Genomic DNA, 13,544 nt, shown 5'->3' with positions numbered 1-13,544 from the left:
CATTATCCAGACATTACGATAATTAGGAGACACAATGGAATATATAAGAATCGAGAATGATTTTCCCAGGATTGCCCACAGCGCGGTAACTCTTGGAAAGTTTGATGGCATACATCGCGGACACAGAAAGCTTGTGGAGAAAATTATCGGACAGAAGCAGGAGGGAGCACAGGCAGTAGTGCTGGCTCTTGGAAATGCTTCCAGAACCATTCTTACCAAAGAAGAAAGATGTCGCCTGCTAGAGAAGCTGGGCGTAGATATTTTGTTGGAATGTCCGTTGAATGACCGGATCCGGCATATGAAAGCAGAAAATTTTATAAAAGAAATTCTGGTAGGAGACCTTCAGGCCTCCTACGTGGCTGTCGGGGAGGATTTCCGGTTTGGCTTTGAACGAAAAGGAACTCCGCAGATGCTGAAAGAATATGGCAGAAAATATGGGTTTGATGTGGAAATTCTGCCAAAAGAAATGGATGGACGCAGGAAGATCAGCAGCACTTTTATCAGGGAAGAACTGAGCAGAGGCAATATGGAAAAATTTCATGCTCTTATGGGAATGGATTTCTCTGTGGAGGGAGAAGTGGAGCATGGCCGGGGAATGGGACATAAATATCTCCTTCCCACAACAAATCTGATTCCTTCTGGAGAGAAACTGATGCCGCCTAACGGTGTCTACATCACAGTTTCGTATTTTAAGGAAAGAACATATCAGGGAATCACCAATATTGGCTATAAACCTACAGTAGGAGGAGAGAAATTTCTTGGAGTGGAAACCTATCTGTTTGATTGCCATGAAGACCTTTATGGCAAGTACTGTCGGGTGGATTTTAAAAAATTTCTCAGACCTGAACAGAAATTTACATCTCTGGAAGCTTTAAAAAAACAGTTGGAAAAGGATGCAGTCAAAGGTCAGGAATACTTTCGAAAAGAAAAATAAAAAAAGAGTTTACACACCATGGGCAATGTGCTATACTATTCAAGGTGAATTCAGCCCATGTTCAGGGACAGGAAACTCCGACCATCCCTTAATATGCGGCGGTCCAATCAATAATATTATATAAATAGGAGGAAATTAAAATGATTTCAAAAGAAAAGAAAGCAGCAATCATGAAAGAATATGCAAGAACTGAAGGCGATACAGGATCACCAGAGGTACAGGTAGCTATTCTTACAGCAAGAATTCAGGAGCTTACAGAGCATTTACAGAGCAACCACAAAGATCATCATTCCAGAAGAGGTCTTCTGAAAATGGTAGGTCAGAGACGTGGACTGTTAGCTTACCTGAAGAAAACAGACATCGAAAGATACCGTGCACTGATTGAAAAATTAGGTTTAAGAAAATAATTAGTATGCGGAAGGGGCGGATATACCATCCGCCCCATTTTTAGTCGGAAAAGCTGTCAGCAGCAGATTTTCTGTGAATGCAGGAGTTATTTCCGAGACTACTGAAAAGATTATTTCTATGATGCAGAAGAATGCAGGGGAATTTATGGTAAAAGTAGTTTTTTCAGTTGTTTCGGACTCCTGTTTCCATACTCATCCTTTCATAGCGATACAGTCTGGATGAACAATAATAATGAATTTATATAAAGGAGAATGAATATGTACAAAAGTTATTCCATGGAATTAGCCGGAAGAACATTAACCGTAGATATTGGCCGTGTGGCAAAACAGGCAAATGGTGCAGCTTTGATGCATTACGGAGATACTACTGTATTATCCACAGCAACAGCATCCAAAGAGCCAAGAGAGGGAATTGATTTCTTCCCGCTGAGTGTTGAATACGAAGAGAAAATGTATGCAGTAGGAAAGATCCCGGGAGGTTTTAATAAGAGAGAAGGTAAAGCAAGCGAACATGCTATTCTTACATCCCGTGTTATTGACAGACCTATGCGTCCTCTGTTTCCAAAGGATTACAGAAATGATGTAACACTGGTAAACATGGTTATGTCTGTTGATCCGGAATGTAATCCGGAGATTCCGGCTATGCTGGGTTCTGCTATTGCAACCTGCATTTCCGATATCCCCTTTGACGGTCCATGTGCAACCACACAGGTTGGTCTGATCAATGGTGAATATATCATCAACCCTACCATGGCACAGAAAGATGAATCTGACCTTCAGCTTACAGTAGCCTCCACAAGAGAGAAAGTAATCATGATCGAAGCCGGCGCAAAAGAAGTTCCGGAAGACAAGATGATCGAAGCTATCTATAAAGCTCATGAAGTAAACCAGGAGATCATCAAATTTATCGATAAGATCGTAGAAGAATGCGGAAAACCGAAACACAGCTACGAATCATGTGCAGTTCCGGAAGAACTTTTCGCAGCGATCAAAGAAATCGTACCTCCGGCAGAAATGGAAGTTGCCGTATTCTCTGACGATAAACAGACAAGAGAAGAAAATATCCGTCAGGTAACAGAGAAACTGAAAGAAGCTTTTGCTGACAAGGAAGAGTGGCTTGCAGTTCTGGGCGAGGCTGTATATCAGTACCAGAAGAAGACTGTCCGCAAGATGATCTTAAAAGACCACAAACGTCCGGATGGTCGTGCCATTACTCAGATCCGTCCTCTGGCAGCAGAGACAGATATTATCCCCAGAGTACATGGTTCTGCTATGTTCACACGTGGACAGACACAGATCTGTACCATCACAACTCTGGCTCCTCTTGCAGAAGCACAGAAGCTTGACGGACTTGACGAATTTGAAACTTCAAAGAGATATATGCATCACTACAATTTCCCGTCCTACTCTGTAGGTGAGACAAAACCATCCAGAGGACCGGGACGTCGTGAGATCGGACATGGTGCACTTGCTGAGAGAGCATTAGTTCCTGTACTTCCAAGCGAAGAGGAATTCCCATATGCGATCCGTACTGTATCTGAGACATTTGAATCCAATGGTTCTACTTCTCAGGCAAGTATCTGTGCATCCACAATGTCTCTGATGGCAGCCGGTGTACCGATCAAAAAACCGGTAGCAGGTATTTCCTGTGGTCTGGTAACAGGCGATACAGATGATGATTACATTGTTCTCACAGATATCCAGGGACTTGAAGACTTCTTCGGAGATATGGACTTCAAGGTAGCCGGAACTCATGACGGTATCACAGCGATCCAGATGGATATCAAGATCCATGGACTGACAAGACCGATCGTAGAAGAAGCAATCAGACGTACAAAAGAAGCAAGAGAATATATACTGACAGAAGTTATGGAGAAATGTATTGCAGCTCCACGTACATCTGTAGGAGAATATGCTCCGAAGATCATCCAGATTCAGATCGATCCTCAGAAGATCGGTGATGTTGTAGGTCAGAGAGGAAAGACTATCAACACGATCATTGAGCGCACAGGCGTTAAGATTGATATTACTGATGAAGGTTCAGTATCTATCTGCGGAGTTGATCAGAAGAGCATGGATGAGGCTGCTGAGATGGTTAAGATCATTGCTACTGATTTTGAAGCAGGTCAGATCTTCACAGGTAAGGTTGTCAGCATCAAGGAATTTGGAGCATTTGTTGAATTTGCACCAGGAAAAGAGGGAATGGTTCACATTTCCAAAATCTGTAAAGAAAGAATCAATCGTGTGGAAGATGTGCTTACACTTGGAGACAAGGTTAAGGTTGTTTGTCTTGGTAAGGATAAGATGGGCAGAATCAGCTTCAGCATGAAAGATGTACCGGAAGAAGCGTAAAATATGAGATATCACAATATTACCAAGGACGATATGCTGAATGGTGACGGACTCCGTGTAGTTCTGTGGGTGGCAGGATGTGATCATTGTTGCCCGGAATGTCAGAATCCTGTGACCTGGGATCCCAATGGCGGTCTGCCCTTTACAGATGCAGAGCGTACAGAGATTTTTGCAGAGCTGGATAAGGATTATGTCAGTGGAATTACATTTTCAGGCGGAGATCCGCTGCATCCGGCAAATATTACTGAGGTAACAGCTCTTGCAAAGGAGATCAAAAAGAAATATCCGGATAAAACCATCTGGCTTTATACAGGCTTTCTCTGGGAGGAAATCTGCAGAGAGAAAATTACAGAGTATCTGGATGTCTGCGTAGACGGTGAATTTGAAGCAGACAAGAAAGAGCTTTCTCTGAGGTGGAAGGGTTCCAGCAATCAAAGAGTGATTGATGTTCCGGAGACTCTTCGTCAGGGAAAAATTGTATTGCACCAATAAGAAATAAATATACAGGCAGTTCAAGTATGCTCAGGTGTACCTGAACTGCCTGTTTTTGCTGAACAGGAAAAGCAAAAAGAATGTTTTGAACATGAGAAAGGAATGATGAAAAACATGAAACGAATTGCGAAATTTTATAAAGTAAGTAAAGAACGTTTCATAGCAGACTGGACAGATACATTTGGACAGTTTCAGAAAGAAGCGGAGAAAATATATGAAGCAATCCATCTGCCAAAGAGAGCAACAGCAGGCAGTGCAGGATATGATTTCTTTGCACCTGCAGAATTTATTCTGAAACCAGGTGAAACAGTGAAGATTCCTACAGGAATCCGCGTGGAAATGCAGCCGGAATGGGTACTGAAATGCTATCCCCGAAGTGGACTGGGATTTAAATACCGCCTCCAGCTCAATAATACAGTAGGTATCATTGACAGTGACTATTTCTATTCAGATAACGAAGGTCACATCTTTGCAAAGCTTACAAATGATTCTAATGAAAACAAAACTCTGATAATTCCCGCAGATACAGGGTTTATGCAGGGCATTTTTGTAGAGTATGGGATCACAGTAGATGATGATGCTACAGAAATACGTAATGGAGGCTTTGGAAGTACTACTGCAAAATAATAAAAAAGAGAAATCTGAATGTTAAAAAGCAGAACATAGGCAAGAAAGAAATATTTTTGCTTTACGTTCTGTTTTTTTTTTGCTATAATATTTTGAGAATCAAAATATTTGGCAAAGTATAACCAATCAGACGGATTTATCTGATGGGAATGATAACAATTGGTTTGTAAAATTGAGGAGAGAAAAAATATGATCATTGAACCAAAAGTAAGAGAATATATCTGCACCACCGCACACCCACAGGGATGTGCGGAGAGTGTAAGAAATCAGGCAGAGTATGCCTGTAAGCAGGGAGAGGTAAAGGGAACAAAGAAGGCACTGATCATTGGATGTTCTACAGGTTATGGTCTTGCATCCCGTATCTGTGCATTGGAAAACTGTGGCGCTGACACATTGGGGATTATGTTTGAACGTCAGGCAAACGGCAGAAGGACAGCTACACCGGGATGGTATAATACAGCAGAATTTCATCATCTGGCAGCAGAAAAAGGTGCCTATGCGAAAACCATTAATGGGGACGCTTTTTCCAGGGAGATTAAAGAGAAAGCGATTGAACTGATCCGAAAAGATATGGGAAAAGTAGATCTGGTAGTCTATAGTCTGGCAGCACCCAGACGTACAGATGCTGAGGGAAAAACCTGGTCTTCCTGTCTCAAGACTACAGAGGAAGCATTTACAGAAAAGAGCCTTGATCTGAGAAATAACCAGATTACAGAAAAGACAGTGGAACCTGCAACTGAAGAGGAAGTTTTAAGCACAGTTAAAGTTATGGGAGGAGAAGACTGGGCAGACTGGATTGATGCATTAAAGGCAGCAGATGTACTGACTGAGAATGCAGTGACAGTAGCATATTCTTATATTGGTCCGGAACTGACTTATCCGATTTATTACCATGGAACCATTGGAACAGCCAAACAGCATTTGCAGAAAACCATGACTGAGATTAATCAGGCATATCCGGATGTCCGCGCAGTAATTTCTGTAAACAAAGGGCTGGTAACTCAGGCAAGCGCAGCAATTCCCGTTGTACCCTTGTATTTTGCTATTCTTTATAAGGTTATGAAGAAGGCTGGAAATCATGAAAACTGTATTCAGCAGATTGCAAGACTGTTTACACAGAAGCTTTATACACCGGAAGGATTTCAGACAGATGAAAACGGGTTTATCCGCATGGATGATTATGAATTAATGCCTGAAATACAGGAAGAAGTAAAAAAATGCTGGAAAGCGGTCACTACGGATACAGTAAAGGAATATTGTGACATTGATGGATACTGGGAAGATTTTTATCATATGTTTGGATTCCGATACGAAGATATTGATTATACCCAGGATATTGAGGCTGAGGTAGAGATTAACGGTGTAGAATAAGAAGAAAGAAGATGTGTCTGCCGCAGAAAAGGAGACACATCTTTTTTACGCTATTTTGCTATTTTTTTAAGGCAAATTTTTCAATGGCTTTAGCTACGCCTTCTTCATCATTGGAGGTGGTAATATAATCAGCAGCAGTTTTTACAGCAGGCTCTGCATTTGCCATAGCAACGCCCAGACCGGCTTCTTTGATCAGGCACAGGTCATTATCACCGTCTCCGCAGGCCATGATAGATTCTCTGGGGATTCCAAGCATTTTTCCCAGTGTGATCAGAGCAGTCCCTTTGTTTACACCGGCAGCATTTACTTCGATATTGTAGCTTAAGGAGCCTACAGGTTCCAGTTCTTTGATCTGGGTCAGTTCGTTCCACGCAGACTCCCGTTCATTCATATCTGCAAAAAGAGCCTGGACTTTATCCATGGCCTGTCCTTCCTGACGGATCAATTCCCACAGGTCAGGTACAAATTTGCGGGTAGTGCGGAAATAATCCCACATATGTGGATTGTGGTGGTAACGGCTGATCTGGGATAATTTTTTTTCTTCTGCATATCCCTGACCATGGAAATAGATTTCACAGAGAGTATCGTATTTCTCAAAGATCCGGAGAGCTCTTATTGCGCTTTCCAGAGGAAGAAGCTGTTCTATTATGACTTTTTCCGTACGGATATCCAGGACTCGGGCTCCATTGGAGGTAAGCGCATAGTGAATACCGGGCAGCTTTTGCAATTCTTTCGGAATTCCGCTGAACGGACGACCGGTAGCTACCAGCACTTCAATTCCTGCATCAAGAGCTTGGATAAGTACTTTTTTTGTATTTTCGGTAAGTTCCTTTGTGGTGGTAAGCAGTGTACCATCCAGATCAAGACCAATCAATTTAATATCTGGCATAGTAATAGATTCCCTTCTGTAGATAATTCTGTAACATAACTATACTAAAAAACAAAAAAAACCACAATGGTCATTGAAAATATATTGGGAATTTATTATACTAATCTAAGTGTGTTTGAAATTTGGAAACAAAACAGGAGTACAAGATTATGAAAAATAAACTGGAATATTTAAAGCAATATCTAAAAGAACTTGGCAGTGTGGCAGTTGCTTTTTCAAGTGGAGTGGATTCCACATTTCTGTTAAAGGTAGCACATGATGTATTGGGAGATAAAGCCATTGCTGTTACAGCCCAGTCCTGTTCTTTTCCAAAAAGAGAGCTGAATGAGGCAAAGGCATTCTGTAAGAAAGAGGAAATCAGGCAGGTGATCTGTCAGTCTGAGGAACTGGAGATCGAAGGCTTTTCTCAGAATCCGCCAAACAGATGCTACTTATGCAAGAAGGAACTGTTTGAGAAAATCCGAGATATTGCGAAAAATAATGGAATTGAATATATTGCAGAGGGGTCTAATATGGACGATAACGGAGACTACAGACCCGGTTTGATCGCTGTAAAGGAGCTTGGGATTAAAAGTCCTTTGCGGGAAGCAAAGCTGACAAAAGCAGAGATTAGAGAATACTCAAAGGAATTGGGACTTCCTACCTGGGATAAGCAGTCCTTTGCCTGTCTGTCCTCCAGATTTGTCTATGGAGAGACCATCAGTGAGGAAAAGCTTGGAATGGTTGAGAAAGCAGAGCAACTTTTGCTTGACTATGGATTCCATCAGGTTCGTGTCCGCATTCATGGATTACTTGCAAGAATTGAGATCATGCCGGAGGAATTTCCGAAACTTCTGGAAAAAAATGTCCGAGAGGATATTGCGAAGAAATTTAAGGAGTATGGATTCACTTATGTGACCATGGATATTCTGGGATATCGTATGGGAAGTATGAACGAAACACTTGGCGAAAATGATAAAACGACTGCAGATAGCAGCCTTAAGGGTGAAAACGAATGACAGTAAAAGAGAGAATAACAGCACTTCGTGCACGCATGAAAGAGACTGGAATTGATGCATATCTGATCCCTACAGATGATTTTCATGGTTCAGAATATGTAGGTGAATATTTCAAATGCAGAAAATATATCACAGGATTTACCGGTTCTGCAGGCACTGCGGTGATCATGCAGGATATGGCAGGATTATGGACGGATGGACGTTATTTTATCCAGGCTGCAGATCAGCTGGAGGGAACAGGAATTACTTTATTTAAAATGGGTGAGCCGGAAGTTCCCACAGTTCATGAATTCTTGAAAAAAAATCTGACACAGGGAATGTGTCTGGGATTTGATGGACGTACTGTCAGTGCAAAAGAGGCATCAGAACTGGAGAAAATGCTGGATGAAAACGGTGTGTCTCTCAGTGTTGATTACGATCTGGCAGGGGATATATGGGAAAACCGCCCGGCACTTTCCTGTGAACCGGTTACAGAACTGGATATAAAATGGGCAGGAGAATCCAGAGCTGATAAATGCGCAAAAATCCGCAAAGCAATGGAGAAGAAGGGTGCAGATTTATTTGTACTGACTTCTCTGGATGATATTGCCTGGCTGTTAAATATACGTGGGGGAGATATCCACTGTTGTCCGGTGGTTCTTTCTTATCTTGTAATGACAAAAACAGAGATCAGACTTTTTGCAAATGAGAAAGCCTTTCAGACAGACGTACTGGAAGCGCTTGAAAAAGATGGTGTGACCCTTTTTCCCTATGACAGTATCTATGAGTATGTGAAAACATTTAAAAAGGACAAAAAAGTTCTTCTCTGCAAAAAGAAAGTCAACAGTCGTCTGGTTAGCAATATTCCGGCAGACACCCGGATTCTGGATGAAGAAAATCTTACACTTCTTCCCAAGGCAACGAAGAATCCTGTTGAGGTGGAAAATGAACGCATTGCGCATATCAGAGACGGAGTTGCAGTTACAAAGTTCATATACTGGTTAAAGAAGAATGTTGGAAGGATTCCGATCACAGAATTAAGTGCAGCAGAAAAGCTGTATGAATTCCGTTCGGAACAGGAGGATTTCATAGATAACAGTTTTGATCCGATTATTGCCTATGGAAAGCATGCTGCTATTGTACATTATTTTGCAACACCCGAAACGGATATTCCTCTGGAACCATCCGGCTTTCTTCTGGCAGATACAGGAGGACATTATAAAGAGGGAACTACTGATATTACCCGTACTGTTGTCATGGGACGGACTACTGAGGAAGAGAAAAAGTACTTCACAGCAGTTTTGCGGGGAACTCTGAATCTGGGAGCTGCCAGATTTCTTCATGGCTGTACCGGTGTAAATCTGGATATTCTGGCGAGACAGCCGCTGTGGGAAATGGGAGAGGATTTTAAACATGGAACCGGTCATGGAGTAGGATATCTTCTGAATGTCCATGAAGGACCCAATAGCTTCCGATGGAAAATTGTTCCGGGTGGAAATGCAGTGCTGGAGGAGGGAATGATCACCTCTGATGAGCCGGGATATTACAGAGAGGATGGATTTGGAATCCGTCATGAAAATCTGATGGTCTGCAAAAAAGCTGAAAAAACAGAGTATGGTCAGTTTATGTGCTTTGAATTTCTAACTATGGTACCTTTTGATCTGGATGGAGTGGTGCCGGAACTGATGAGTGTCCGGGAACGTAACCTTCTCAATGATTACCATGCACAGGTATATGAGAAGATTTCTCCGTATTTGAACGAAGAAGAAAAAGAATGGCTGAAAGATGCTACCCGGGCAATCTGATAAAAATAAAAAAATATTTTACAAAACCAAAAAGAGGAACAGCCGTGATGGACAGCTGTTCCTTTTTGATTTATTATCTGGCTTGTTTTATTCAGAAACTTTTGCAAACTGGCTGTTATATAAAGTATGGTAAAATCCACCTTTTGCAATCAGCTCATCATGAGTACCCTGCTCAATGATACTTCCGTCATTCATAACAAGGATCAGATCTGCATTGCGGATCGTAGAGAGGCGGTGAGCTACGATAAAGCTTGTTCTTCCCTCCATCATTCGTTCAAACGCTTCCTGGATCTGTAATTCTGTTCTGGTATCAATACTGGAAGTGGCTTCATCCAGGATCAGCATCGGAGGCAGACAGAGCATAACTCGTGTGATACACAGCAGCTGTTTCTGTCCCTGGCTTAAGCTGTCTTCGTTGAGCATGGTGTCCAGTCCTTTAGGAAGCCTCCGGATAAATTCCCAGCTGTGGGTAAGCTTGGCTGCTTCGATGATTTCAGTATCTGTAGCTTCCGGTTTTCCAATGGAGATATTGTCGCGGACAGTTCCGTTTTTGATCCATGTTTCCTGAAGCACCATACCATAGCTGCTTCTCAGAGAATGGCGGGTAATGTCTCTGATCGGTTTGCCGTCAACGGAAATAGATCCGGAATTTACATCATAGAATCTCATCAGAAGGTTGATAAAGGTTGACTTACCGCATCCGGTAGGTCCTACAATGGCAACGCGCATACCTGGTTTTACATGGAGATTAAATTCCTCAATCAGTTTCTTTGACTCATCATAATGGAAGCACACATTCTTAATATCTACTTCACCCTTTACATCTTTCAGTGTCTCAGAAGCCTCTGCAACTTCCGGTTCCTCCTCCAGCAGATCGAAGATTCTGCCTGCACAGGCAAGAGCATTCTGAAGTTCTGTAACAACGGAACTGATATCATTGAATGGTTTCATATACTGGTTGGCATAGGAGAGAAGTACGGAAAGCCCTCCGACTGTCAGTCTGCCTCCAGGGATAATGAATGCACCCACCAGTGCAACACAGGCATAAATAATATTATTGACAAAACGGGTGGAAGGGTTTGTCAGGCTGCTGTAAAAAACAGCCTTCAGACTGCATTCCTGTAATTCTTCATTAACCTTTGCAAAGCGTTCAGAAGATTTTTCCTCATATCCAAAGGCCTGAACTACCTTCTGGTTTCCAATCATTTCTTCAATGAGAGCAGTCTGGCGTCCTCTGGCGTCACTCTGTTTCCGAAACATCTGGAAGGTATGGGAAGAAATAAATTTGGCTACCAGGAAGCTTAAAGGAGTCAGAACAGTGACCATCAATGTAATCCAGACATTTTTGGAAAACATAAAGATCAAAGTTCCTATAATAGTTACGATTCCTGAGAAAAGCTGGGTAAATCCGAGCAGCATACCATCAGACAGAATATCTGTATCTGCGATAATACGGCTGATGATATCTCCGGTACTGTGTCCGTCAAGGTAAGAGAGGGGAAGTACCTGAATGTGTCGGATGGCTTTTGCACGGATATCCTTTACTGTCTGGTAGGTCATGCGGTTATTGATCACATTCATAAGCCACGTGGCAGCAGAAGAGAGGATGACCATTACAAGGATACGTGACAGGTAATACCACATCATTTCGAAGTTCACCTGATGTTGGGCAATGACCTGGTCAATGGCATTTCCGAACAGGATCGGGACATACAGCTGAAGGATAACGGAAATTGCCGCCAGTATGATACTGAGGATCAGCAGAAAACGGTATCTTCCGATGAAACGCAGTACTTTAAAAAAGGTTTCGCTGCTTTTGCTTTTAGCAGGATCTTTTATTGTTGATTTGCTCATACAGTCACCTCCTTCATTATATTACCTGCAGATACAGAGGAGTATCTGGCTCTTTCTTCCGGAAACTGAGAGAAGTAGATTTCCCGGTAAGTATCACAGGTACGCAGCAGTTCAGCATGAGTACCCTTACCTGCCAGAGTACCGTTATCAAGGACAAGGATCAGGTCTGCCTGCTGAATGCTGGAGGAACGCTGGGATACCAGAAATGTAGTTACTTTCCAGTCAAGTCTGTTGAGAGACTTACGCAGTGCTGCATCAGTGGCAAAGTCCAGGGCACTGGCACTGTCATCCAGGATCAGGATTTCAGGTTTTTTTACCAGGGCACGGGCAATGGTAAGTCTTTGTTTCTGGCCGCCGGAAAGGTTTTTACCGTTCTGTTCCAGCATAAAATCAAGCTGTCCCGGTTTACCCTCTACTACCTCTTTTCCCTGTGCTGTGGTAAGTGCCTGCCACAGATCCTCGTCAGAGGCATCTTCCCGGCCCCATTTCAGATTGTCCCGGATAGAGCCTTTGAAAAGAGCTGCCTTCTGTGGAACAACGCCGATTCTGGAGCGGAGATCACTTCTGGTGTAATTTTCAATATTCTGACCATCCAGCAGAACAGTTCCGTTGCTGGCATCATAGAATCTGGAGATCAGATTTACCAGAGTGGTTTTTCCGCTTCCTGTACCACCGATGATACCTACTGTCTGGCCTTTCTTTACTGAAAAACTGATGTGGGAAAGGCTGGGGGCACCAGCACCGCTGTACTCAAAGGTTACGTCATTGAATACGATGGCATTTTCAGAAAGTGATGCATCAGCAGTTGCTGTTGCAAAGCCCTTCGATGTCTGAGCGGAATATGCGGAGGAAGACGGGTAGTTCATAGTAGATTTCACTTTCAGAATATCTGCCACACGCCCTGCGCAGGCTGCGGATTTGTTCAGGGTGATGATCAGGGAGGCAAGCTTGATCAGTTCCACGATCATCTGAGCCATATAGTTATAAAGGGCAACAACCTGTCCCTGCTGCATACCGCCAAGATTTACTTCTACTCCTGCCTTCTGGATCAGGATGACAGTGGCAATGTTGATCAGTACGTAGGTGACCGGATTTAACAAAGCGGAAAGCTTTCCTACAAAGAGATTTAACTTTGTCAGTTCCTGATTGCGGGTATCAAATTCTGCAACTGCCTCTTTTTCACGGCAGAATGCACGGATAACGCGGACGCCTGTAAGGTTTTCTCTGGTCAGTCCGGTTACTGTGTCCAGTTTTCCCTGTACCTTTTTAAACAGAGGAATACTGAGAAACATAATGACAAAGACAACCAGAAACAGAAACGGGATCGCAACAGCAAAAACCAGGGCACATTTAAAGTCAATGGTAAATGCCATGACCATGGATCCAAGTACGATAAACGGACTTCGAAGAAGAAGACGAAGCCCCATGTTCAGTCCGTTCTGGACCTGATTGATATCGTCGGTAAGTCTTGTGATCAGGGTGTCTGTTCCCAGGGTATCCAGCTCTGTAAAGGACAGACGCTGTACATGGTCATAAACTGCCTGTCTTAATTTAGTGGCAAAGCCCACGCTGGCTTTGGCTGCAAAGAACTGAGCTGTAATGCTGCTGGCAAGACCAAGAGCTGCCATTAAAATAAGAATAAAAAATCTCTGGACAATGTATTTGTTGTCATGGTTTGCAATACCTACATCAATGATCTGTGCAATGATGATAGGCACGATCAGGTCAAATACAACCTCCAGAAATTTAAAAAATGGCGCAAGGATGCTTTCTTTTTTGTAGTTTTTTAAATAAACTGCCAATGAACGCATTTTAAAAATTCCTTCCTTTCGTAAA

Annotated in this window: 11 protein-coding genes; 8 read left to right on the top strand and 3 right to left on the bottom strand. The window is 42.7% G+C overall.

All coding sequences use genetic code 11. The features are described 5' to 3' along the window. The first annotated feature begins 34 nt into the window (after window positions 1–34). From ACTNDS_RS06090 to fabV, 6 genes are all read left to right on the top strand, one after another. Window positions 35–934, top strand: a complete 900-nt coding sequence (locus ACTNDS_RS06090) for a bifunctional riboflavin kinase/FAD synthetase (RefSeq protein WP_441034437.1) — start codon at window positions 35–37, stop codon at window positions 932–934. A gap of 140 nt (window positions 935–1,074) precedes the next feature. Beyond that, window positions 1,075–1,341 carry a 30S ribosomal protein S15 gene (rpsO, locus tag ACTNDS_RS06085; protein ID WP_019162053.1) on the top strand — a complete coding sequence of 89 codons (267 nt, stop codon included), beginning with the start codon at window positions 1,075–1,077 and terminating at the stop codon, window positions 1,339–1,341. A 258-nt stretch (window positions 1,342–1,599) separates the two neighbouring features. Beyond that, on the top strand, window positions 1,600–3,693 hold the full coding sequence (locus tag ACTNDS_RS06080) for a polyribonucleotide nucleotidyltransferase (protein ID WP_441034434.1): 2,094 nt from the start codon (window positions 1,600–1,602) through the stop codon (window positions 3,691–3,693). Between the two features lie 3 nt (window positions 3,694–3,696). Continuing rightward, window positions 3,697–4,185 (top strand): anaerobic ribonucleoside-triphosphate reductase activating protein, encoded by a 489-nt coding sequence (gene nrdG, locus ACTNDS_RS06075; RefSeq protein ID WP_019162050.1) that lies wholly within the window; start codon window positions 3,697–3,699, stop codon window positions 4,183–4,185. Between the two features lie 114 nt (window positions 4,186–4,299). Continuing rightward, window positions 4,300–4,812, top strand: a complete 513-nt coding sequence (locus ACTNDS_RS06070) for a deoxyuridine 5'-triphosphate nucleotidohydrolase (RefSeq protein WP_441034506.1) — start codon at window positions 4,300–4,302, stop codon at window positions 4,810–4,812. Window positions 4,813–5,001: 189 nt separating this feature from the next. Then, a complete protein-coding gene (fabV, locus tag ACTNDS_RS06065) occupies window positions 5,002–6,183 on the top strand; it encodes an enoyl-ACP reductase FabV (RefSeq protein ID WP_441034431.1) in 1,182 nt (393 codons plus the stop codon). Window positions 6,184–6,241: 58 nt separating this feature from the next. On the opposite strand, the gene ACTNDS_RS06060 is transcribed toward fabV, so the two are convergent. Continuing rightward, window positions 6,242–7,072, bottom strand: a complete 831-nt coding sequence (locus tag ACTNDS_RS06060) for a Cof-type HAD-IIB family hydrolase (protein ID WP_441034429.1) — start codon at window positions 7,070–7,072, stop codon at window positions 6,242–6,244. 149 nt (window positions 7,073–7,221) lie between these two features. On the opposite strand from ACTNDS_RS06060, the gene larE reads away from it, so the two are divergent. Both larE and ACTNDS_RS06050 read left to right on the top strand, forming a co-directional pair. Then, window positions 7,222–8,070 carry an ATP-dependent sacrificial sulfur transferase LarE gene (gene larE, locus ACTNDS_RS06055; RefSeq protein WP_441034427.1) on the top strand — a complete coding sequence of 283 codons (849 nt, stop codon included), beginning with the start codon at window positions 7,222–7,224 and terminating at the stop codon, window positions 8,068–8,070. After that, complete coding sequence (locus tag ACTNDS_RS06050) at window positions 8,067–9,854, top strand: aminopeptidase P family protein (RefSeq protein ID WP_441034425.1); 1,788 nt, start codon at window positions 8,067–8,069, stop codon at window positions 9,852–9,854. Before larE ends, ACTNDS_RS06050 begins: the two co-directional genes overlap by 4 nt. Before the next feature lie 87 nt (window positions 9,855–9,941). Here the strand turns inward: ACTNDS_RS06050 and ACTNDS_RS06045 are convergent, their stop codons facing one another. Next, window positions 9,942–11,708 carry an ABC transporter ATP-binding protein gene (locus tag ACTNDS_RS06045; RefSeq protein ID WP_441034423.1) on the bottom strand — a complete coding sequence of 589 codons (1,767 nt, stop codon included), beginning with the start codon at window positions 11,706–11,708 and terminating at the stop codon, window positions 9,942–9,944. Beyond that, entirely contained in the window at window positions 11,705–13,519 is a 1,815-nt protein-coding gene (locus ACTNDS_RS06040) for an ABC transporter ATP-binding protein (protein ID WP_441034421.1), read from the bottom strand. Before ACTNDS_RS06040 ends, ACTNDS_RS06045 begins: the two co-directional genes overlap by 4 nt. Window positions 13,520–13,544 lie beyond the last annotated feature (25 nt).

The sequence above is a fragment of the Blautia sp. HCP3S3_C12 genome, assembly GCF_052064155.1.
Classification (GTDB): Bacteria; Bacillota; Clostridia; order Lachnospirales; family Lachnospiraceae; genus Blautia_A.
Note: the sequence above shows the minus strand (reverse complement) of the source record. Positions and strands in the feature narration are given on the sequence as shown.

What these genes read in the sequence shown, in the direction of transcription:
- ACTNDS_RS06090 (WP_441034437.1), top strand. Translation starts at nt 35, where the DNA reads ATGGAATATATAAGAATCGAGAATGATTTTCCCAGGATTGCCCACAGC.
- rpsO (WP_019162053.1), top strand. Translation starts at nt 1,075, where the DNA reads ATGATTTCAAAAGAAAAGAAAGCAGCAATCATGAAAGAATATGCAAGA.
- ACTNDS_RS06080 (WP_441034434.1), top strand. Translation starts at nt 1,600, where the DNA reads ATGTACAAAAGTTATTCCATGGAATTAGCCGGAAGAACATTAACCGTA.
- nrdG (WP_019162050.1), top strand. Translation starts at nt 3,697, where the DNA reads ATGAGATATCACAATATTACCAAGGACGATATGCTGAATGGTGACGGA.
- ACTNDS_RS06070 (WP_441034506.1), top strand. Translation starts at nt 4,300, where the DNA reads ATGAAACGAATTGCGAAATTTTATAAAGTAAGTAAAGAACGTTTCATA.
- fabV (WP_441034431.1), top strand. Translation starts at nt 5,002, where the DNA reads ATGATCATTGAACCAAAAGTAAGAGAATATATCTGCACCACCGCACAC.
- ACTNDS_RS06060 (WP_441034429.1), bottom strand. Translation starts at nt 7,072, where the DNA reads ATGCCAGATATTAAATTGATTGGTCTTGATCTGGATGGTACACTGCTT.
- larE (WP_441034427.1), top strand. Translation starts at nt 7,222, where the DNA reads ATGAAAAATAAACTGGAATATTTAAAGCAATATCTAAAAGAACTTGGC.
- ACTNDS_RS06050 (WP_441034425.1), top strand. Translation starts at nt 8,067, where the DNA reads ATGACAGTAAAAGAGAGAATAACAGCACTTCGTGCACGCATGAAAGAG.
- ACTNDS_RS06045 (WP_441034423.1), bottom strand. Translation starts at nt 11,708, where the DNA reads ATGAGCAAATCAACAATAAAAGATCCTGCTAAAAGCAAAAGCAGCGAA.
- ACTNDS_RS06040 (WP_441034421.1), bottom strand. Translation starts at nt 13,519, where the DNA reads ATGCGTTCATTGGCAGTTTATTTAAAAAACTACAAAAAAGAAAGCATC.